Origin of the sequence: Megamonas funiformis, from assembly GCF_010669225.1 — a bacterium.
Classification (GTDB): domain Bacteria; phylum Bacillota; class Negativicutes; order Selenomonadales; family Selenomonadaceae; genus Megamonas; species Megamonas funiformis.
On sequence record NZ_CP048627.1, the window covers coordinates 2138834 to 2159957 of the forward strand.

The window sequence follows — 21124 nt, forward strand, 5'->3', positions numbered from 1 at the left end:
CTTATATTACTACAAATAATTAGTAATATAAGCGTTTTATTTTTATAAAAATTTCTCCATTACATAGTTTTTAAATAAAATATTTTGTTTTTCAACATATTGCTCTTTATTTACGATATAACCTCTATCTAGAAAAAATTTTTTAGCAGTTATAGATACATGACTATACAAAGATATTTGACCTTGTTTTTTAGCATGATTTTCTATTTTATCCATTAATCTAGTTGCTATTTTTTGTCGCTGATAATCTTTTGCTATATATAATCTATCTACATAATTTTCATCTAAATCGACAAAGCCCACTATCTTTTCTTTATCTATAGCTACCAATGTATAATGGCTTAACAAACTCAAATGCCAACTTTTTTCATCAATATTTTCAGGTGCCCATATTTTTACCTGCTCTTGTGTATAATCTTTACTATTTATACTATGCACAGTTTCTTTAAATAAAAAAATAATATTTTTTAAATCATTCTTTTGATAATTTCTTATATACATAATCGCCTCAATATCATTGCCAATTATCATAATCTTTGTCTAAGAAAATTCGCTTTCGCTCTTGATTATAATATGGATTTATAATACTTCGCGTTTCCTGAAATTCTGGTGTTTTTATCCCTGTAATATCTAAAATAGTATGAATTAAATCATCTGTCATATATTTTTTATCTACAGAAGCTCTAATCTGTGCATCTACTAGAGGATATTTCTGCTTAAATTTCTCTGTAGTATAAATAACAAATGGTATTTCTAACATGGATTTAGTAGGATTATCATCACTATGACCATTGAAATTTTTCAAATCATAGACTTCTTCACCATGGTCTGGCATATAGATAACTATAGCATCTTTATCCTTAAAAGCTTCCATAACTTGAGTTACAATCGTATCATTATATAAAATAGCATTATCATACTGTGCTCTTTTCGTTTTTGCTTCCTGCGTTTTTATTATTCCCTTTGTTTCATCTACATCAGAAAACTTAGCAAAATCTGGCGTATATCTATTTTCATATTCACCATGACAACCCATTAAATGCAATACATAAAAATTCTTATCACTATTATTATTCATGGCTTCATATAATAAAGGCAATAATTCACCATCAGCACGATAAGATTTCTCATATGATTGTCTAATTCCTGTAAATTTCTTATAATCACAGCGATTAGCATAAGCAAGTGCCACATTTGCCCATTGACCTGAAGTCTCTTGATTAGAAAGCCAATATGTTTTATAACCTGCTTTTTTCATGATATCAAATAAATTATTACACTCATACCATTTATTTGTGGCTTCATAATTGTGAAAAGTAAATACTTCGCGAAGTGAACCGATAGTATAAGCATGGGGACTGATTACATCTTTAAAAACATAGATTTCATTATTTTTAGCCATCTTATCCATCTTTGGCGTTGTTTCTAATGGATAACCATATAAACTCATATGACCTTTTGATGTTGACTCACCTAAAATAAATACAATATTTGGTATATCTCTGCCCTTATCCACTATCTGCACATTATTTTGCATATTTGTATAAATTTCACGAAAAGCTATCGCATCTTCTACGGCTTGTTCTACAGGTGCTATAAGCCTTGTAAAAGTCAAACATTCTGTGAGATTTTTCCCAGGTATGATTACATAAAATAAACTATATAAACAAAAATAAGGTAAAAATAAAATAACTAATTTATTATTTAATTTTACTTTTCTACTTATATAATTTAATAAATAAATAATTACAGCTAAAGCAATTATAAAAATCAAATAGCTCCAGGAAAAATACATAGTGATAAATTCTATCGTTTCATGAAGATTTGTACCAATGATTACACTTATTATCCCTGCTGTAGTAAAAGTATAATATTTACCAATTATAAATAATTCCATCAAAGATAAAATCATACTTATACTTAAAATAAAATACTTCAAGCATTTTTTCAATTTACCATGTAGAAAATTTATAATTAATCCCATGAAAATAATCACGCTAAAAGGCTTAAATAAACCACCTATGGCATTTTCATACTGATTATATAAACAAAACAAATATAAATATGGCATAAAATTGAATATCATCATTAAACTAATAAAGAAAAACTCTTGTTCTATGACTTTAAATATTTTTTGCCAACATAAATCTATTATTTTTCCAGGGTTTAATATTATATTTTTAAAACCATTATATATTTTTTTCAAATTTAATTTAAATTTATCTATTAAAATCAATTATAACGACCTCTTATAAAAATCAAAAAATCCTTAGTATACTGTTTTATTATACTAAGGATTTTAGATTTTGCTATATATTTTTTAGTTTTTTATTATTTATTATTAAGAAATTCTGCTACTTTTTTCATTGCAACTTCTGCAGCATCAATAGTTTTTACAATATCATCATCACTATGAGCGCCAGACATGAACAATGTTTCAAATTGAGATGGAGCAAGATATATTCCCTGTTCAAGCATAGACATGAACCATACGCCAAAAGCTTCTTGATCAGAGCTTTCAGATGTAGCATAGTCATATACATCATTTTCATTGAAGAATACACCAAACATTGAACCTGCTTGATGAAGTTGTACTTTTACACCTGCATCTTTAGCTGCTTTGGCAAAACCTTGTAAAACATGTTTTGTTTTAATAGATAATTCACGTGTATAATCAGCTTTGCCCCATGCTGGGTCAGCAGAAATTATATCAAGTGTAGCAATACCAGCAGTCATAGCAAGTGGATTTCCACTCAATGTACCAGCCTGATAAACTGGGCCTTTTGGTGATACACAATCCATGATTTCACGTTTACCACCATAAGCTGCTACAGGAAGACCACCACCTATAATTTTACCTAAGCAAGTCAAATCAGGTCTAATTCCATAAGCTGCTTGAGCACCATTTAACGCTACTCTAAAGCCACACATTACTTCATCAAAGATGAGTACAGTACCATGTTTTTCTGTTTCTTTGCGAAGTGTAGATAAGAAGCCTTGTTTTGGAAGTACAAGACCCATATTACCTGCAACTGGTTCAACGATTACAGCTGCAATTTCATCGCCTTGTTCATTCATCAAATTAACAAAAGCTTCAATATCATTATATGGAACTGTAATTGTATCTTTAGCTGTCCCTTTTGTTACCCCTGGGCTATCTGGCTGACCAAAAGTAGCTGCACCAGAACCAGCTTTTACAAGTAAGCTATCAGCATGACCATGATAACAACCGATGAATTTTACAATTTTATCACGACCAGTATAACCACGAGCCACACGAAGAGCGCTCATTGTAGCTTCTGTACCTGAATTTACCATGCGAATTTTTTCAATAGAAGGCATTAATTCTATTACTTTTTTAGCAAGTTGTGTTTCTAATAATGTAGGTGCACCGTAACTTGTACCACGAGTTGTTGCTTCTTGAATTGCTTTCACTACATTTGGATGAGCATGACCAACTATCATTGGACCCCAAGAACCTACATAATCAATATATTCATTACCATCAATATCATAAATTTTACTGCCACTAGCCTTAGCTATAAAAGGTGGATCACATTTCACTCTAGCAAAAGAGCGTACAGGACTATTTACCCCACCTGGCATAACTTCTTTAGCCTGCGCAAAAGCTTGAGAAGATTTTTCTAAATTAAGCATATATTCATCTCCAATACTTATAAAAATTTTATCAAATATAAGCTATTACTAAGCAAATATTATATCATAAAAGCTATAAACTCGCTTTACTTTCTTATCTATCCTCTATTCATAAAAAATTTTCATTCAATCATTTACCTCATGTGCTGTCAAAAAAATCATAACTTCTGTATCACTTTTACTCTTTTGTATATGTTTAAATAAATTGCCTAATATTGGAATATCTCCTAAAAAAGGAATTTTACTCATTTGTTTTGCTTCATCACTGCCAATCAAACCGCCAATTACCATAGTTTGACCATCTTTTAGGCGAACTATTGTATCTGCTGAACGCTTTTGGAAACGATATGCTTTCATATCTTCTACATACATTGGTGAACTTACCTCAGTATGTACTTTTACTGTGATTATACCATCTTCATTTACTCTTGGTGTACATTTTAAAATAATACCAGCTTCACGATATTTTATTGAAGTTGTAGTCGTTGAGTTTGTTGTTGACACAGTAGGCACAGGAACTTCACTACCTATATTAATCACAGCTTCTTTTCCCTGTATGGTAGTGATGTTTGGACGCGCTAAAATATTTGCCTTGCCATCACTTATCAAAGCATCAATCTTAGCAGCATAATAAAATTCATAAGGATAGCCGTCTACACCTTTGCCAAAGCGAATTACCCCAGGAATATTTTCATCATCATTCCATTTACGCGTTACTTCATCTACAGGTAAATAATCTGTTATTTCTTCTTTTGAACCATCTTCATTTATTACTGTATGCTTTACTGTATCATAAGTTATTTCATGCTCTGGTGATTGGGGAAGTTTTGACCATTCCCAGCTCACACCTAAATCTTTAGCAGCATCTTTTTGAATAGCCGTTACTTTTGCTTCTAATGAAACTTGTTTTTGCGGTTTGTCTTGTTCTTGTAAAAAATTTTTTATCTGTTCATATTGTTTCAAAGTTCCATAAAAACTTATTGTATTTTCACTTTCATCAATCATCACTTTATTATTTATGGCTGTTTTTTTATCTTTATCATCTATTTTATCAGGCAAATTACCTGTTAACATCAAATTTATAGTTTGTGCTATTTTATCTAATTCTAAATAATTTATCTGCACTGTATATAAATTTATATCTTTATCTCCCTTGCTTATATAAATGACATTATCTTTAAATTGATACGTATAATTATTATTTGCCACGATAATCTTTATCATATCTTGAGCATTTATATTACTCAATTTTACAGATACATTTCCTTGTACTTCATCACTTATTACTATATTTAAATTATTTGCTAAAGCTATACTTGTGAGTAAATTTCTAATATCTACATCTACTGCTTCTAATTCATTAGCACTTACAGATAGTATATTGCTACAAATTATCCCTAAAATTACTACTAATAGTATCAAATATTTTTTAATTAAATTTTTCATCATTAACTCCTAAGCTATTACACTAAACTCTTTAGCTTTAAGTTAAAGGGCATTTTATTTCTTTTCCTGTGCTTTCTTGCAAAATCAAATTATTTTGTCCAATCGCTAAAATTTTTATATCATTTACCATATCACCTTGTCGCACTCTATATATTTTGTCATTTATACTAAATAAAGCTACTTTTTCTTGATTAAAATCCAAAATAGCTTTTAATTTATATACATTTTGCTCATTTTCTATTGATTTTTTTACCTTCTTTTCATTTTGATTTATCGTTGATATTTGCTGTTGCTGTGTTTTCATTTCTATATTTTCATTACTTGTATTTACTTTATCTTTATCTTTTTGTTTTTCTTCAATTGTCATTATTTTACTATCTGATTTTTCTTCATGTTCAAATGAAAAAGGATTTTTTATTGTCGATATATCTTTATCCATGTTATAAATCATCTTACTATTTTTATTTTTTTCCTCATCTTCGCCATTTACTGAAATAATCGTATTTCCATTTTCTACTTTTTCACTTACAGCTATTTTGGTTTTTTCTCCACCACTAAAACAATAAATAATAGCTACTATTATTACTAATATACATATTATTATCTGTTGCCATTTCTTTGGTAAATTATTCAATTTTTGAAGTTTTTCTCGTATAAATTCTTTATATTTCACCATAATAAACCTCTTTAAAAATGACAAAAAGAGGATACAAATGTATCCTCTTTCTAAAATCAACTGCAAAAATTAAAAATTATTGTTTAGCTTTTAATTCTTGAAGTTTAGGTCCCATTATGCGTTTGTAAGCTTCTACACCTGGTTGGTCAAATGCGTCAACATTTGCAAATTCACCTTCGTAAGCAACGGACATAGCAAGCATGTATAAGAGTTCACCTAAATGATAAGCATTCATTTCAGGTAAGCTAAATAATGCATTGAAACGTTTGTTAGAAGCAAGAGCATCAGCATTGGACTGACGAGCAACTTCTAAAGCGTCACCCATTGTTACGCCAGAGATATCAGCAAGTTTTTTAACTTCTGGGAATACGTTAGGAATTACTAAATCATTTTCCCATTTTTCCACACGAATGAACTGAACAACTTTATCAAGCATACCTTCTTGATGTTGTTGAGTCTGAGAGTGCATATCACGTGTACCAAGAGCAACAACTGGAGTACGACCATAGCATACTTCATTGCCTTCTTTGTCGAACTGTTTTCCTAAGGATTCAGCTAATAACTGAATGTACCACATGGATAAGGATTCAAGATAATCGCCATATGGCATCATAACTTCAATATGACGACCATATTTTTCAGAAGCAATGTATTTTAAAGCAGCATTTAACATTGCTGGGTTTTCCCAAACATTGTCAGATTTACAAGCTTCGTCCATATCTCTTGCACCGCGTAAGAATTCATCAATATCAAAGCCAATGCAAGCAGCTGTTGTAAGACCTACATCTGTAAATACAGTGAAACGTCCGCCAACTCCGTCTGGTACAGAGAATTGTGGCCAGTTATGGTCAATAGCCATCTGTTTTAATAATGTTGGTTTTTCAAGGTTAGGATCAGTTACTGCTACAACTTCTACTTCAATCTGTGGATTTTTCTTCAATGCATCATAAACTACCATGAAGTTAGACATAGTGTCGAGTGTTCCACCAGATTTAGAAATTACGATGAGCATTACTTTATAGTTGCGTTTGTAATGAGTTTTTGTAATTTCTGCGCAATCTTCAAGATTATCAATTAAATCTTTTGTACGACGTGGGTCAATATTGTTACCGCTGAAATAGAATTTTGGATAACCATTTCTTTCTTCAGTGGATTTGCTATTCCAGAATTCACCACATTGAATATCGAATAACACTTTGTTACCAAGATAAGAACCACCGATACCTAAAGAAACAACTGCATCTACACGATTTCTTACAGATTCACGTAAATCTTGAAGACGTTTCATAGATTCAGGAGAATTCAAAGGTCCTTCTTGAATATATGGGCACTGGCTAAATAATACTTTTTCAGGTTCACCATCTTTGGATAAATGACCTTTGATTACGCCAGTTTCACGCATTACATTCATTGCTTTATGAGCTTCTTTTAATTTTTCACCAAAAGCTTCGATATCAGCTTTAGTTACTTTACCTTCGCCAAATAAGTTATCATAGTCAAAAGTAAAGCCAGATTTCAATTTGATACTCATGTTTTTATTTCCCCCTTAACTAAAACATATAGCCTATCATAAAATAGAACTATCCAAAATATCAAAAAAAATATATTTGAATAGTCCTATTATATCATATTTAGTTTTTATTGACGATTAATTATGCACTTATAAATATCAAATATACTTTATATATTTATTAGCCACGAATAACTGCTAAAACTTCTGCTGTTTTTTCTTCAAGAAGTTTTTTATCGCCACGAGTTTCTACATTAAGACGAACAACTGGTTCAGTGTTGGAAATACGAACATTGAATCTCCATTCAGGATAATCTACACTGAAACCGTCCATTTTGCAAACTTCGCCAGTAGAACCATATTTTTCTTCAATTGCAGCCATAACAGCTTTTGCATCTGCTACTGTGCTATTGATTTCACCGCTGATTGGATAACGTTCCATGCGTTCTTTGAGCATTTCAGACATTTTACCTTCAGCCTGGCATAATAATTCAGCAACTAAAAGCCATGTAATCATACCGCTATCGCAGAAGGAGAAATCTTTGAAGTAGTTATGTGCAGACATTTCGCCGCCATAAACAGCATCTTCTTTACGCATGCAATCTTTAATAAATGCATGACCGCTCTTACACATAACAGGTACACCGCCAGCTTCTTCAACAAGTTCAATTGTATTCCAAGTGAGGCGTGGATCATAGATAATTTTAGCACCAGGATTTTTATTTAAGAATGCTTTTGCTAAGAAACCAACGATATAGTAACCTTCAATCATGTCGCCATTTTCATCAAAAATAAAGCAACGGTCAAAGTCACCATCAAAAGCAACACCTAAATCTGCTTTTTCTTCACGAACAACTTTTGCAGTAGCTTCGCGGTTTTCCATTAATAATGGATTTGGTACGCCATTAGGGAATGTACCATCTGGATTGTTATTTACTTTTATAAAGTTAAATGGTAAGCGTTTTTCGAGTTCATCAATAGCTGGGCCAGCTGCACCATTACCAGAGTTTACAACAATTTTTAATGGTTTTAAAGCACTCATATCTACATAAGTTAATAAATGGTCGATATAATCTTTCATAATATCAACTTCGATAACTTTTGCAGATACTTCTGCTGGTGTACCAAGTTCACCAGCCATAACTTTAGCTTCAATATCTTTAAGACCAGTATCGCCACTGATAGGACGAGCTTCTTTACGAACTAATTTTAAACCATTGTATTCTTTTGGATTATGACTAGCAGTAATCATGATACCACCATCTAAACCAAGATGAGCTGTTGCAAAATAAATCATTTCAGTACCACACTGACCGATATCTACAACTTCACAACCCATTTCAGTAAGACCGAGTTCTAAAGCTTTTTGAATATCTGGACCAGAAAGTCTGATGTCATGACCTACTGCAACTCTTTTAGCATTAAATAATGTTGGAAATACACGACCAATTCTATAAGCTAATTCTTCATTAACTTCTTCTGGGAATTTTCCACGAATATCATATGCTTTGAATGCTGATGATTTTAATTCCATATTTTTCACCTCAATAAATTTATAAATCTATAAATATAATATTATTATTCATCAAAATTAGCAATCTATTTTTATTTTCTTTTCAATTTATATAAATATAAGAAAACTTTTTCTTATGCAAATCAAACTGATAATTTGTGTTCATAATACTTTTTCAACAAAGACTTTCTTGTAATATAAAAAGCTATCATAAGTGGCACACATGAACCAATCCATGCCATAGGATTTGCCCAACATGCACCGATATAACCAAATGCATCAACTAAAAACAGACCAGCCGCTGCTCTCATCACCAATTCCATGATACCTGCAAAAGTAGGAATAATGCTTTGTCCCAAACCTTGCAATGTATAACGATAAATAAATAATAAAGATAAAATTAAATAGCATGAACCATTTACAATCAAATAAATATGACCATATTCCACTACTTGTTCTTGCCCATCACCCACAAATAATCTAATCAAGATTGGACCTAAACAAATATTTATCATTCCTGCTAAAATACTAAAACCACCTGACATTAAAATACATTTATTAACGCCAGTCTTTATTCTGTCCATGCGACCTGCACCATAATTTTGAGCTGTATAAGCTGCCATTGCCATGCCAAAGGACATAAGTGGCATAACAGCTATCATATCTATTTTTTGAGCTGCTGCATATGCTGCTACAGCGACTTCACCTAAATTATTCAAAGGAACTTGCAAAATAATAGCACCGATAGCGATGATAGAAGCTTGAAATCCCATAGGAAGAGCTACTTTTAAATGCTGTATAGCTATTTCTCTAGAAATCTTTAAATCTTTTAATTCAAAATGTAATAGAGGTATTTTCTTTTTAATATAATATACACAACAACCGCCATTGATTAATTGTGCTAATACAGTTGCAAAACCTGCACCTTGAATACCCCAGTTAAATACACCAATAAAAACTACTTCTAAAATGATGTTTAATACACAACCTAAGATTAAAAAATAAAGTGGTGTTTTACTATCTCCTAAAGCGCGAATTAAATTAGAAGACATATTAAACATCATTGTAGCTACAATTCCTAAAAAAATTACAGTTAAAAAAGTACATGCCATATCCAATACTTCTGGTGGTGTCTGTAAAAAAATAAGTGCAGGGCGAACCATTATCACGCCAAAAATAGTTACAATAACAGTTGTAATAGCACTCAAAACTACACAAGCTGCTGCACTTTTTTTCATTCCTTCTTCATCTTTTGCCCCGAAACGCTGTCCTGTGCAAATAGATAATCCAGCTGTAAAACCTATTACAAATCCAATCATAAAGAACATCAAACAGCCACTACAACCTACAGCTGCTAATGCACTTACACCAAGTAAACGACCTACAATTAAAGTATCACTTAATAAATATAATTGTTGAAATACATTACCTACAATAAGTGGCAAAGTAAACATCAAAATTAATTTGGCAGGGCTACCTGTAGTTAAATCTTTTACCATAATATCACCGTCCTTATGTATCAATCCATTTGAAAAACTTCAAATGGATTATAGCTATCTATTCTATATATTTAGTTACAAAAGTTCGTAAATTTTCTTGCAGATAAATTGCTGTAAATTCTAAAGCCTGCGATGATGGCGCTAAGCGATTATAGTGAAAAACTTTTTCTTTATTCACCATATAATCGCAAGGATATGGTATTACATCTACACCTAATTTATTAAAATTAACAACTGCTCTTTCCATATGAAAAGCTGATGTTACAAGTAAAGGCTGTTTATACTTTCTTGATTTTAAAATATTAGTACTATACTCTGCATTTTGTGTTGTATTTAAGCTACGGTTTTCTAATAAAATCATATCTTCAGATACACCGAGTTCTTTCAAAATGCGTCTGGCAATATCTGCTTCTCTACCACTATCTTCATAAATTTGTCCACCAGATACAATAATTGGTATACCTAATTTCTTCTGTAAGCGAACAGCTGTAAGTAATCGATTTGCTGGTATACTGCATAAAGTCCCTGTTCCAGTAACATCTGGCGTATCGCCTGTAGCTCCACCACCTAAAACAATAATTACATCTGCATTAGGTAAATGTTTTGGTGGGTCATAAGCATCTTCTAATCTACCAATTAACATACTTGCTACATAAGAAGTTGATGCTAAATAAAAAATAAATGTAACAAATGTAATAGCTATTGCTAGTCTTGTTTGTTTTCTTTTTTTACAACAATAAGCTATAAATAAAAATAAAACAAAAAATATACCTGGCGGTAATACCCAACTAGCACCAAATTTTAAAAACTCAATCATAAAATTCCTTTCTTTTCTAATAAATTGTCACAATTTTTTTTAATCTATGATAAAATATTATTAAATAATATTTTATTTTTGGAGGGTTTTACTATGATTTTCACAGAACATGAAATTGTCCGCAAAGAAAAAGCAAATGGTGGTAAAGGTCATATCATTATTGAACATTTACTCACTAAAAACGAATTAAAAGAACAATGTGGTATGTTCGCTCATGTTACTTTAGAGCCAAATTGTTCTTTAGGCTATCATGAACATCACGGTAACGGCGAAGCTTATTATATCACTAAAGGCAGTGGTCTTTACAGTGATAACGGAAATATTATTGAAGTTAAAGCTGGTGATGTTGTCTTCTGTCCAGATGGAGAAGGTCATGGCATCGAAAACACATCTTCTTCTGAAAATCTAGAATTCACAGCTCTTATTATCAATACAGTTAAATAAAAATATTGTAGCTACTAAATTAATCAATTTAGTAGCTACTTTTATTTTAACATAATATTTATTTTCGTACACCAATTTGATAATAATTTAAGCCATGACTTTTTACTGTTTTTGCTTTATAAATATTTCGTCCATCAAAAATATCATTGCCCTTCATTCTTGCAGCAATTTCCATGAAATCTGGACTTTGGAATTCTTTCCATTCAGTAACAATCACTAAAGCATCCACATCATTTAGAGCATCATATTTATTATTTATATACTCTACTTCTACATCTTTAAGATAAAAAGATTTTGCCATATTCATAGCTTGAGGGTCATATGCTTGTACTTTTGCTCCACGTTGTTTCAATTCTTCAATCAATCTGATTGATGGAGCTTCTCGCATATCATCTGTTCCAGGTTTAAACGCTAATCCCCAGATTGCAATTTTTTTATCACTTAAATCTTCACCTAAGACTTCTGTGATACTATGCACTAATACCATCTTTTGACGAGAATTTACATTTTCTACAGATGATAATAATTCTGGTTCATAATCATGTTCTTTACTTGTTTTAATCAAAGCTTTTACATCTTTAGGGAAGCAACTTCCACCATAACCACAACCTGGATTTAAGAAACTATACCCAATGCGAGAATCACTTGCGATGCCACGTCTTACTTTATTGATATCAGCTCCTACGCGTTCACTGATATTAGCGATTTCATTGATAAAAGAAATCTTAGTAGCAAGCATAGCATTTGCAGCGTATTTTGTGAGTTCTGCACTTTTGATATCCATAGTTACGAAAAATTCACTAGAACGAATAAATGGTTCATATAATTCTTGCATAACTTCTATTGATTTTGCATTTTCAGAACCAATAACCACTCTATCTGGGTGCATAAAATCTTGGCAAGCATTGCCTTCTTTTAAAAATTCAGGATTAGATATAACATCAAATTTTAAATCACTACCACGTTTATCTAATTCTTCTTGAATTACAGCTTTTACTTTATCTCCAGTTCCCACTGGTACTGTTGATTTATCCACGATATACATATCATGAATCATATATTGACCGATTTCACGTGCTGCATTCATCACATATTGTAAATCAGCACTGCCATCTTCGCCCATAGGTGTTCCCACTGCAATAAAACAAATATCACTTTCTTTTAAAGCTTCTTTTATATCAGTTGTGAATTTCAAATTGCCTCGCTGTTGAGCTGATTTTACCATTTGTTCTAGACCTGGCTCATATATAGGAATTATTCCCTTTTTCAAATTTTCAATTTTTTGCTCTGCCACATCAACACAAATAACATTATTTCCTGTAGCGGCAAAACAAGTTCCTGTAACAAGTCCTACATAACCTGTTCCTATCATTGCAACTTTCATTAATATTTACACCTCTATATATAAAATCGCTCACAAATTTATTTATACTTAGTATATTTTGCCTTATTTATGTCTAAATATCAAGAAATTATTTACAAATAACGAATTGTCATTTTATAATAGTACAAATAATAATAAACAATATATATACTATAAAATAAAGGATTGTGATTTTCTATGAAAAAATTTTCTTATACAACTTCTGGTACTTGTTCAAAACTTATAAATTTCAGCCTTGATGAAAACAATATCATTCATGATGTAGAATTCATCGGTGGTTGTAACGGAAATCTTCAAGGTATCAGCAAATTAATCGAAGGTCAATCTGCTCAAAATGTCATTGATAAATGTCAAGGTATACATTGTGGTATGCGTCCTACTTCTTGCCCTGATCAATTATCTAGAGCTTTAAGTGAAGCTATTCAAAAATAATAAATTATAAAGGGTGATTTTTATGCTTTTTGATACTCATCTGCATACAAAATTTTCTGCTGACTCTAAAATGTCTATCGAAGACGCCATCTTAAGTGCTAAACAACAAAATATAGGCTTAGTACTCACAGAACATTTAGATTATGATTTTCCTGGTGATGATATCTATGAGTTTAACCCCCAACAATATTTTCAAGAATATTCTAGCTACCAATCAAAAACACTCTATTTAGGTGTAGAAGTTGGTATGCAAGAACATACTCTCATTCAAAGTAAAAAATTTGTCGAAAGTGCTCCTTTTGACCAAGTTATTTGCTCATTGCATTTATTAGATGGTAAAGATTTATTTTATGAATCCTGTTATACTGAAAATAAGCATACTGTATATCTAAACTATTTAAACACAATGATAAAATTAATCAAACAACATGATTTTGCTAATATACTAGGTCATGTAGATTATATTTGTCGTTATGCTCCATATGCAAAAAAAGATATTTGCTATGAAGAATTCCATGACACTATTGATATTCTTTGGCAGACAATCATTGACAAAGGTATTGTGCCTGAACTAAATACTAGACGTTTTGATAACTCTAATAATATATCTATTTTATTAAAATTATATGAACGCTATGCTATGCTTGGTGGTAAATATGTAAGTATAGGCTCTGATGCACATAAACCAGAAAATATAGGTTTTGCCTTTAAAGAAGCTTATGCATTACTTGATAAATTAAATTTACAACCAGTATATTTTGTCAATCGTCAAATGCAGCTCAGTAAAATTTAAAATAAACATTAGAAAGAAGGGTTTGTATGTCCTTAAAAAAAGCTATTTCTACAGGATTATGTATTTCTTTACTATTTACATCTGGAACTCCTGCTTTAGCTGGCAGTTTAAATAGTACTAATACAGCTCAGCCTCCATCTTATAATTATGGCGTTTTAGACTCTACTAATCTCCAATCAAAATTATTATTAGTTGAGCAATCTGTATATGGACAAGAGCAAACAGGTGCCCTATTAGATAGAATTAGTCGCCTAGAAACAGATTTTTATGGTAAAACATCTAGTTCTAAAACAGCGCTTAGCGACCGTATAAATACATTATATTCCACTATGTTTGATAATAGCATTCGTCCTTCTGCTATCACACAAATGAATGGTATTGAATGGTTTTTAAGTCGCCATGTTTCCATAAAATCTATTACTGATAGATTAACTACATTAGAAACTCAAATATATGGTAAACCAATAACTGGCACATTACAAAAACGCATGAATGATTTGGCTATGCTTGCTTATGGCAATTCAGATACTAAAACACCACTTGTAGCCACTACTATTCCTGTAGATACATTAGTTAAAATAAAATTAGTTACACCACTCAATACAGAAACTTCTAAAGTTGGTGATAAAGTAAAATTCCAAGCATCTGAAGATGTTATTTATAATGGTCAATTAATCATTGCAGCAGGTGCTCCTGGTGAAGGTGTTGTTACTAAAGTAAAAAGCGCTAGAAACTTCGGTCGCAACGGTGAAATTGATGTAGACTTCCAACAAATTCAAGCATTTGATGGAACATATATTCAAACAACTTTAGGTGATAAAGCAAAAAAAGAAATTGAAAACTTAGCTATGGCTGCTGGTGCAAGTATAGCAGGTATTGCTCTTTTAGGGCCAATAGGTATTGTCGGCGGAATTTTCGTCAATGGTAAAGATATCGACTTACCTACAGGTACAGAATCCTATATTCAAACTAAAACAGCAACTAATATCTATGCTATTCAAACAAATTTAGATGATAATTTCAAAGTAAATACACCGCCAATTACTGAAGAAGAATCCTACTCTAGCTCAACAGATACTTCATCTAATTCAGATGTTAATACTTCTCCATCTACAACTACGGAAAATAATTCTTCTTCCAGTAGTACAGATTATAATACAAATACTTCATCTTCAAATAATGATATTTCTGCAGAAAACAATATTTATGATTATGAATATTAATTTTTTATAGAGACCAGATAATATCTGGTCTCTTTTTCTAAGGAGGATTTTATTTTGGACGAGGCTCAACTTCGCTTTCTATTTGTATTTACAGATTTAATTGCTCCACTTGTTGCTGGTTATTTATGTTATCGCTATCAAGTAATCACACAAGATTTTTGTAATAAACTTATAAAAATCAATATTCGTTTAGTAGTTTCCATCTTATCTTTTTTAAGCTTTTGGACTTTAAAGATAAGCACAGATTTATTATGGCTTCCTTTATTTGGTTTTTTAGCCTGCATTATTCCTGGATTGATTGCCAAATATACATTTGCTTCTAGTTATAAAAATCTAAATGACCGCGGTGCTTATATGATGGCATCTATGCTATCTAATATTGGTACTTTATCTGGTCTATGTGCTTTTATAGTTTATGGTATTCAAGGCTTTGCCTATCTCCAAATTGTAGCCATGTTCCAAACTTTATTTACATTAAGCGTATGCTTTCCTTTAGCTAATTATTATCATTCAAAAGCTAGCCGTAGACATCATCAAAAAAATCAAATCAGCATTCGCAAATTATTATTCAATCTCAATCAATTACCAGTTTTAGCAATGATTATCGGTTTTTGTTTAGCTTTAAAAAATATCCCTACACCACAAATCGGTTATGATATTTTCAATTATTTAGTACATATAGGTGCTTGGGCAGGTCTATTTCCTGTTGGTTATATCACTAGATTTGATAAAGCCAAATATTTTTTACGCAAAACAAGCGATATCATTGTAGTAAAATTCGTTGTACTTCCTTTAATCGCTTATTTTGTTGTAATTTATCTTTTCAACGACCCTATTTTAATTGGCAGCATGATTATCGCCTTTTCTGCTCCAACTGCAATCAATGCTGTACTTGCTTGTAGCATATATAAATTAAATGTAAACATCGCTATTTCTTCATTCCTTTCTACAACAATCATCTTCTTACTCATAATATTCCCTTTATATTTCTTTGTAATTAAAGATTTAATTATACCTTAATCAATAATAAAAAAGTAAATAAGTAGTTTATAACTACTTATTAAAAATAATTTTAAGAAAATTTATTTTTGTCTTTACATGTACATTGTATACATGATACAATATGCATATAAAGAAGATAAATTTTCGCGGAGGCGATTTAAATGCGTATAGAACATGATTTTTTAGGTGAACTTGAAGTTCCTGATAATGCTTATTATGGTGTACAAAGTCTTAGAGGTTCTCATAATTTTAACATCACTGGACAAAAACTAGATTCCGATTTTATCATCGCACTTGCTATGGTAAAAAAAGCTGCTGCTATGGCAAATTTAAAAACAGCTCGTCTTGATAGTAAAATTGCAAAAGCTTTAATAGCAGCTGCTGATGAAATTATTGATGGAAAATTACATGATAATTTCATTGTTGACCCTATTCAAGGTGGTGCTGGTACTTCCATCAATATGAATATGAATGAAGTACTTTGTAATCGTGCCTTAGAAATTATTGGAGAGAAAAAAGGACGTTATGATATTATTTCTCCAAATAATCATGCTAATATGGCTCAATCTACAAATGATGCATTCCCTACAGCTATAAAATTATGTATTATTTTAAAATCTCGTAAATTAAAAATTGCTTTAAAACGTTTATCTTGGGAATTAGAACGCAAAGCTCAAGAATTTAAAGATGTTCTCAAAATGGGTAGAACACATCTTCAAGATGCTGTACCTATTACTTTAGGGCAGGAAATGTCTGCTTATGCTTCTGGTGTAAATCGCGGTTTACGTCGCATTGAACATGCTTTAATCAATTTACACTATATCAACATGGGCGGAACAGCTATCGGCACTGGATTAAACGCTGAACCTAACTACATTCCTGAAGTTGCTAAAATTTTATCTGTATTAGCTGAAGAAGATTTCCATGTAGCTGAAAATTTAATTGATGCTACTAATAATACAGATGGATTTGCTGATATGTCTTCTGCTTTAAAAAATACAGCACTTATGCTCATAAAAATGGCAAATGATTTCCGTTTAATGGCTTCTGGCCCTCGTTGCGGTTTAAATGAATTAAAATTACCAGCTCGTCAACCAGGTTCTTCCATCATGCCAGGAAAAGTAAATCCTGTTATCGCTGAAGTTTTAAATCAGACTTGCTACCAAATCATTGGCAATGATACTGCTATCTGCCTTGCTGTTGAAAACGGTCAATTTGAATTAAATGTTATGGAACCTGTAATTGCATTTAACATCTTTAATTCCTTAAAATATATGACAAATGCTGTTAATACTTTTGTTGATAATCTCTTAATTGATTTAGAAGCTAATAAAGAACAATGCTATACTTGGCTCAATCATAGTGTTGGTACAATCACAGCATTACTTCCTCATATTGGCTATGAAAATGCTTCTATGATCGCTAAAGAAGCTTATCAAACTAATAAACCTGTACGTGAAATCATCTTAAGTAAAAATCTATTAACTGAAGAAGAATTAGATATTATCTTATCTCCAAGTGAAATGACTCGTCCTGGTATCGCTGGTGATAAATTATTAAAAGAAAATCTTCAAAAAAGAGCTTAATATAAAAATTACCCCTAGTAATAAAATTTACTAGGGGTTTATTTTATTTTGTATTTATTTTTGCCATTAATGATGGTAATTCTTTAATATCATTGATTGTATAAGCTGGATTTTCCACTTTACCAAAGCCATAACTTGCAAAAATCATAGGAATGTTTGCCATTTCACAAGCTTCAAAATCGCCTTGTGTATCACCTACATAAATAGCTTCATCTATATTATTTTTTTTCATCAATAATTTAATAGTTTCGCCCTTATGCAATCCTGTATCACCATAACATAAATGGTCTTTCACTTTATCTGTAATATTTGCATATCTTAAAGTTGTTTCGATATAACCTACCTGACAATTGCTTACGACATATAAATTATAATCTTTCGCTAATTCATTTAAAGTATCAATAACACCATCATAAAAAACGCCTGAATGTTTTTCTAAATAAGCATCTTCATAATCATAACAAGCCTGACAAACTTCAGCACGTTTTTCATCATCTAAAGTAGGCAACATAAGTCTACCAATTTCATCCATGGTTTTACCAAATAATTTTTTTAATTTATCGCCATCTAAATTTGCTTTAATTCCTGCTTTTTCCCAAATAGCTTCATTCCAACTTTCAGCTACTACATCAGTGGAATCCCACAAAGTACCATCAATATCAAAAATAATATTTTTCATAGAAATCTCCTTATTATAAAATTATAAAAGTATTTATTTCCATTTTAAGAAAAATCTTAAAATTAATCAACAATAATTTAGCTAAAAAAGAAGACTTTTATTTTAATTATAAAGACGAATAGATAATAAAAAATATGCTATTTACAACTATACAATTATAAAATCATCTTTATAAAAATAGTATTGACAAAAAAAGATTTTATGTTTATAGTATTAGACAAGGACAAATGCAATGAACAGGAAAAGTATATTTGTGAAGTTTTCAGAGAGTTATGGTTTGGTGCGACATAATAATATAGCAAATAGAAATACACCTGTGAGCTACTGGCTGAACATTTATTTAGTAGGCTTAGTCGGAATGCCACCGTTATCATAGGCTAGGGTATGTTAGTACCTGAATAAAGTGGCTTGCTAATAGCAAGAAGGGTGGTACCACGGGTTAATTACAGCTCGTCCCTATTTTAGGGACGAGCTTTTTTGCATTTATTTTTAAATAATAAAACTACTCAATTACTTAGCAATTTAGGAGGAATATATATTATGATTATCGTTATGAAACCAGAGGCTACAACTGCTGAATTAGAGGCTGTAAAAAATAAAATTACTGATGCAGGTTTAAATTTTCACCTTTCTCAAGGTTCTTCTCGTACTATAGTAGGTGTTATTGGTGATAAGAAAAAAATTGCTACACTACAAATGAATAGTTTCGGTGGTGTAGAAAAAACTGTTTCCATCACTGAAAAATATAAATTAGTAAGCCGTGATTTTAAAAAAGAGGATAGCATTATTGATGTAAATGGTGTTAAAATTGGTGGTGGTCATCTCGCTATCATGTCTGGCCCTTGTGCTGTTGAAAGCAAAGAACAATTGCTTGAAGCTGCTAAAGCTGTAAAAGCTTGTGGCGCACAATTTTTACGCGGTGGTGCATTTAAACCTCGTACTTCTCCATATGATTTCCAAGGATTAGCTGAAGAAGGTTTAAAAATGCTTCGTGAAGTAGCTGATGAAGTAGGTCTTAATGTTGTAACTGAAATCGTAAATATCAACGATTTAGATATGATTTGCAAATACGCTGATATGCTTCAAATCGGTGCTCGCAATATGCAAAACTTCCAATTATTAAAAGAAGTAGGTCATACAAATAAACCTGTACTTTTAAAACGCGGTCTTAGTGCTACAATCAGTGAATGGTTAAATGCTGCAGAATACATCGCTAGCGGTGGTAATTACAATATCGTACTTTGCGAACGTGGTATTAGAACATATGAAACATTCACTCGTAATACTTTAGATTTAAGTGCTGTAGCTGCTGTTAAAGAATTATCTCATTTGCCTATCATCGTAGACCCCAGTCATGGTACTGGTCGTTGGCAAATGGTTCGCCCTATGGCTCGTGCTGCTATCGCTGCTGGTGCTGATGGCTTAATGATTGAAGTACATCCACATCCTGAAGTAGCTCTAAGCGATGGCGACCAATCACTTAAACCAGATAATTTTGCAGTTGTTATGCAGGAAGTTCGTCAAATTGCACAAATGATGGGGAAAACATTATGAATACAGAAAAAACACCAAAATTACATTTAGCCATTTTAGGTGTAGGTCTTATCGGTGGTGCTTTCGGTATGGCACTAAAAGATAAATTACAAGATGATATCTTCATCACTGGTAATACTCGCACTGAAAAATCTTTACATGAAGCAAAAGCTTTAAAGGCAATTGATGAAGGTTTTTTAGACCCAATAGAATGTGTACAAGGTGCTGATATTATTTACCTCAGCACTCCTGTATTACAAATTGTACCTTTAGTAAAAAAAATATTACCACATTTAAAACCAGGCGCAATTTTAACAGATGCAGGCAGTACAAAATCTTTCATTGCCAAACAAATCATGGATTTACTTCCTGAAAATATCTATTATGTAGCTGGTCATCCTATGACAGGACGTGAAAAAAGCGGTGTAACAGCTGCTCATAAGGATTTATTCAATAATAAATGTTATGTAATCGTCAAAGATACAGGTGCTCCAGCCAAAGTAGTTGAAAAAATCGTCAATCTAATAAAATTAACTAATGCTAATATTACAACTCTCACTTTAGAAGAACATGATAGATGTGCTTCTATCATCAGTCATATTCCTCATATTACAGCAGCTGCACTAGTTAATCTTTTAGATAAAAACCCTAACGATTTAGAATCTTGCATCACTCTTGCTGGTGGTGGATTTAAAGATACTACGCGCATTGCTTCCTCTAATGCTGATATGTGGGCAGATATATGTATCTCTAACAGTGAGCCTATTATCGAACATCTATCACAACTTCAATCACTACTAAGCGGAGTAATCACTTCTATTGCCAAAAAAGACCGCCAAGCCATTCATGATTATTTTGTTGAATCAAAAACAAGACGCGATATGATACTAGAAGAAACAAAGGACAAATATGATTTAATTTAGGTGAAAA

The 21124-nt window shown here is 31.5% G+C and carries 19 protein-coding genes and 1 other annotated feature; of the genes, 8 read left to right on the plus strand and 11 right to left on the minus strand.

Translation table 11 applies throughout. The annotated features are described in order from the left end of the window. Nucleotides 1-42 precede the first annotated feature (42 nt). From GXM21_RS10780 to GXM21_RS10820, 9 genes are all read right to left on the minus strand, one after another. Nucleotides 43-501, minus strand: a complete 459-nt coding sequence (locus tag GXM21_RS10780; protein ID WP_008539701.1) for a GNAT family N-acetyltransferase — start codon at nt 499-501, stop codon at nt 43-45. Between the two features lie 13 nt (nt 502-514). Continuing rightward, entirely contained in the window at nt 515-2236 is a 1722-nt protein-coding gene (locus GXM21_RS10785; RefSeq protein WP_008539700.1) for a phosphoethanolamine transferase, read from the minus strand. 95 nt (nt 2237-2331) lie between these two features. Further along, a complete protein-coding gene (hemL, locus tag GXM21_RS10790) occupies nt 2332-3657 on the minus strand; it encodes a glutamate-1-semialdehyde 2,1-aminomutase (RefSeq protein ID WP_008539699.1) in 1326 nt (441 codons plus the stop codon). A 126-nt stretch (nt 3658-3783) separates the two neighbouring features. Further along, complete coding sequence (locus GXM21_RS10795) at nt 3784-5103, minus strand: type II secretion system protein GspD (protein WP_008539698.1); 1320 nt, start codon at nt 5101-5103, stop codon at nt 3784-3786. A 37-nt stretch (nt 5104-5140) separates the two neighbouring features. After that, nucleotides 5141-5779 (minus strand): hypothetical protein, encoded by a 639-nt coding sequence (locus tag GXM21_RS10800; protein WP_008539697.1) that lies wholly within the window; start codon nt 5777-5779, stop codon nt 5141-5143. A 76-nt stretch (nt 5780-5855) separates the two neighbouring features. Continuing rightward, nucleotides 5856-7310, minus strand: coding sequence for a phosphoglucose isomerase-related protein (locus tag GXM21_RS10805; protein WP_008539696.1), 1455 nt, complete (start codon nt 7308-7310; stop codon nt 5856-5858). A gap of 160 nt (nt 7311-7470) precedes the next feature. After that, a complete protein-coding gene (locus GXM21_RS10810) occupies nt 7471-8823 on the minus strand; it encodes a phosphohexomutase domain-containing protein (RefSeq protein ID WP_008539694.1) in 1353 nt (450 codons plus the stop codon). Between the two features lie 122 nt (nt 8824-8945). Next, nucleotides 8946-10301 (minus strand): MATE family efflux transporter, encoded by a 1356-nt coding sequence (locus tag GXM21_RS10815; protein WP_008539693.1) that lies wholly within the window; start codon nt 10299-10301, stop codon nt 8946-8948. A 58-nt stretch (nt 10302-10359) separates the two neighbouring features. Further along, nucleotides 10360-11118: a YdcF family protein gene (locus GXM21_RS10820; RefSeq protein ID WP_008539691.1), complete on the minus strand. Its 759-nt coding sequence runs from the start codon at nt 11116-11118 to the stop codon at nt 10360-10362. Between the two features lie 93 nt (nt 11119-11211). Between GXM21_RS10820 and GXM21_RS10825 the strand changes: the two genes are divergently transcribed. Next, nucleotides 11212-11562 carry a cupin domain-containing protein gene (locus tag GXM21_RS10825; protein WP_008539690.1) on the plus strand — a complete coding sequence of 117 codons (351 nt, stop codon included), beginning with the start codon at nt 11212-11214 and terminating at the stop codon, nt 11560-11562. A gap of 58 nt (nt 11563-11620) precedes the next feature. Here GXM21_RS10825 and GXM21_RS10830 read toward each other — a convergent pair whose 3' ends face one another. Then, the gene (locus GXM21_RS10830; RefSeq protein WP_008539688.1) at nt 11621-12946 is read right to left on the minus strand and encodes a UDP-glucose dehydrogenase family protein; all 1326 of its coding nucleotides are present in this window, start codon (nt 12944-12946) and stop codon (nt 11621-11623) included. 177 nt (nt 12947-13123) lie between these two features. Between GXM21_RS10830 and GXM21_RS10835 the strand changes: the two genes are divergently transcribed. The 5 genes from GXM21_RS10835 to GXM21_RS10855 all read left to right on the plus strand — a co-directional run bounded on the left by GXM21_RS10835 (nt 13124) and on the right by GXM21_RS10855 (nt 17982). Continuing rightward, a complete protein-coding gene (locus GXM21_RS10835) occupies nt 13124-13378 on the plus strand; it encodes a TIGR03905 family TSCPD domain-containing protein (protein ID WP_008539685.1) in 255 nt (84 codons plus the stop codon). A gap of 22 nt (nt 13379-13400) precedes the next feature. After that, nucleotides 13401-14171: a histidinol-phosphatase HisJ family protein gene (locus GXM21_RS10840; protein WP_008539683.1), complete on the plus strand. Its 771-nt coding sequence runs from the start codon at nt 13401-13403 to the stop codon at nt 14169-14171. 26 nt (nt 14172-14197) lie between these two features. Continuing rightward, nucleotides 14198-15394, plus strand: coding sequence for a hypothetical protein (locus GXM21_RS10845; RefSeq protein WP_008539681.1), 1197 nt, complete (start codon nt 14198-14200; stop codon nt 15392-15394). Between the two features lie 54 nt (nt 15395-15448). Then, the gene (locus tag GXM21_RS10850) at nt 15449-16414 is read left to right on the plus strand and encodes an AEC family transporter (RefSeq protein WP_008539680.1); all 966 of its coding nucleotides are present in this window, start codon (nt 15449-15451) and stop codon (nt 16412-16414) included. Between the two features lie 143 nt (nt 16415-16557). After that, the gene (locus GXM21_RS10855; RefSeq protein WP_008539679.1) at nt 16558-17982 is read left to right on the plus strand and encodes an aspartate ammonia-lyase; all 1425 of its coding nucleotides are present in this window, start codon (nt 16558-16560) and stop codon (nt 17980-17982) included. 43 nt (nt 17983-18025) lie between these two features. Here GXM21_RS10855 and GXM21_RS10860 read toward each other — a convergent pair whose 3' ends face one another. Beyond that, the gene (locus tag GXM21_RS10860) at nt 18026-18661 is read right to left on the minus strand and encodes an HAD family hydrolase (protein WP_008539678.1); all 636 of its coding nucleotides are present in this window, start codon (nt 18659-18661) and stop codon (nt 18026-18028) included. A gap of 223 nt (nt 18662-18884) precedes the next feature. Beyond that, nucleotides 18885-19122 (plus strand) — a binding site (T-box leader). Nucleotides 19123-19201: 79 nt separating this feature from the next. Between GXM21_RS10860 and aroF the strand changes: the two genes are divergently transcribed. Further along, a complete protein-coding gene (gene aroF, locus GXM21_RS10865) occupies nt 19202-20215 on the plus strand; it encodes a 3-deoxy-7-phosphoheptulonate synthase (RefSeq protein ID WP_008539677.1) in 1014 nt (337 codons plus the stop codon). Continuing rightward, nucleotides 20212-21117 carry a prephenate dehydrogenase gene (locus GXM21_RS10870; RefSeq protein WP_008539676.1) on the plus strand — a complete coding sequence of 302 codons (906 nt, stop codon included), beginning with the start codon at nt 20212-20214 and terminating at the stop codon, nt 21115-21117. Before aroF ends, GXM21_RS10870 begins: the two co-directional genes overlap by 4 nt. Nucleotides 21118-21124: the final 7 nt, after the last annotated feature.

Excerpts from the sequence above, each read along its gene's own strand:
- GXM21_RS10780 (WP_008539701.1), bottom strand. The coding sequence starts at position 501 with ATGTATATAAGAAATTATCAAAAGAATGATTTAAAAAATATTATTTTT.
- hemL (WP_008539699.1), bottom strand. The coding sequence starts at position 3,657 with ATGCTTAATTTAGAAAAATCTTCTCAAGCTTTTGCGCAGGCTAAAGAA.
- GXM21_RS10795 (WP_008539698.1), bottom strand. The coding sequence starts at position 5,103 with ATGAAAAATTTAATTAAAAAATATTTGATACTATTAGTAGTAATTTTA.
- GXM21_RS10800 (WP_008539697.1), bottom strand. The coding sequence starts at position 5,779 with ATGGTGAAATATAAAGAATTTATACGAGAAAAACTTCAAAAATTGAAT.
- GXM21_RS10805 (WP_008539696.1), bottom strand. The coding sequence starts at position 7,310 with ATGAGTATCAAATTGAAATCTGGCTTTACTTTTGACTATGATAACTTA.
- GXM21_RS10810 (WP_008539694.1), bottom strand. The coding sequence starts at position 8,823 with ATGGAATTAAAATCATCAGCATTCAAAGCATATGATATTCGTGGAAAA.
- GXM21_RS10815 (WP_008539693.1), bottom strand. The coding sequence starts at position 10,301 with ATGGTAAAAGATTTAACTACAGGTAGCCCTGCCAAATTAATTTTGATG.
- GXM21_RS10820 (WP_008539691.1), bottom strand. The coding sequence starts at position 11,118 with ATGATTGAGTTTTTAAAATTTGGTGCTAGTTGGGTATTACCGCCAGGT.
- GXM21_RS10825 (WP_008539690.1), top strand. The coding sequence starts at position 11,212 with ATGATTTTCACAGAACATGAAATTGTCCGCAAAGAAAAAGCAAATGGT.
- GXM21_RS10830 (WP_008539688.1), bottom strand. The coding sequence starts at position 12,946 with ATGAAAGTTGCAATGATAGGAACAGGTTATGTAGGACTTGTTACAGGA.
- GXM21_RS10835 (WP_008539685.1), top strand. The coding sequence starts at position 13,124 with ATGAAAAAATTTTCTTATACAACTTCTGGTACTTGTTCAAAACTTATA.
- GXM21_RS10840 (WP_008539683.1), top strand. The coding sequence starts at position 13,401 with ATGCTTTTTGATACTCATCTGCATACAAAATTTTCTGCTGACTCTAAA.
- GXM21_RS10845 (WP_008539681.1), top strand. The coding sequence starts at position 14,198 with ATGTCCTTAAAAAAAGCTATTTCTACAGGATTATGTATTTCTTTACTA.
- GXM21_RS10855 (WP_008539679.1), top strand. The coding sequence starts at position 16,558 with ATGCGTATAGAACATGATTTTTTAGGTGAACTTGAAGTTCCTGATAAT.
- GXM21_RS10860 (WP_008539678.1), bottom strand. The coding sequence starts at position 18,661 with ATGAAAAATATTATTTTTGATATTGATGGTACTTTGTGGGATTCCACT.
- aroF (WP_008539677.1), top strand. The coding sequence starts at position 19,202 with ATGATTATCGTTATGAAACCAGAGGCTACAACTGCTGAATTAGAGGCT.
- GXM21_RS10870 (WP_008539676.1), top strand. The coding sequence starts at position 20,212 with ATGAATACAGAAAAAACACCAAAATTACATTTAGCCATTTTAGGTGTA.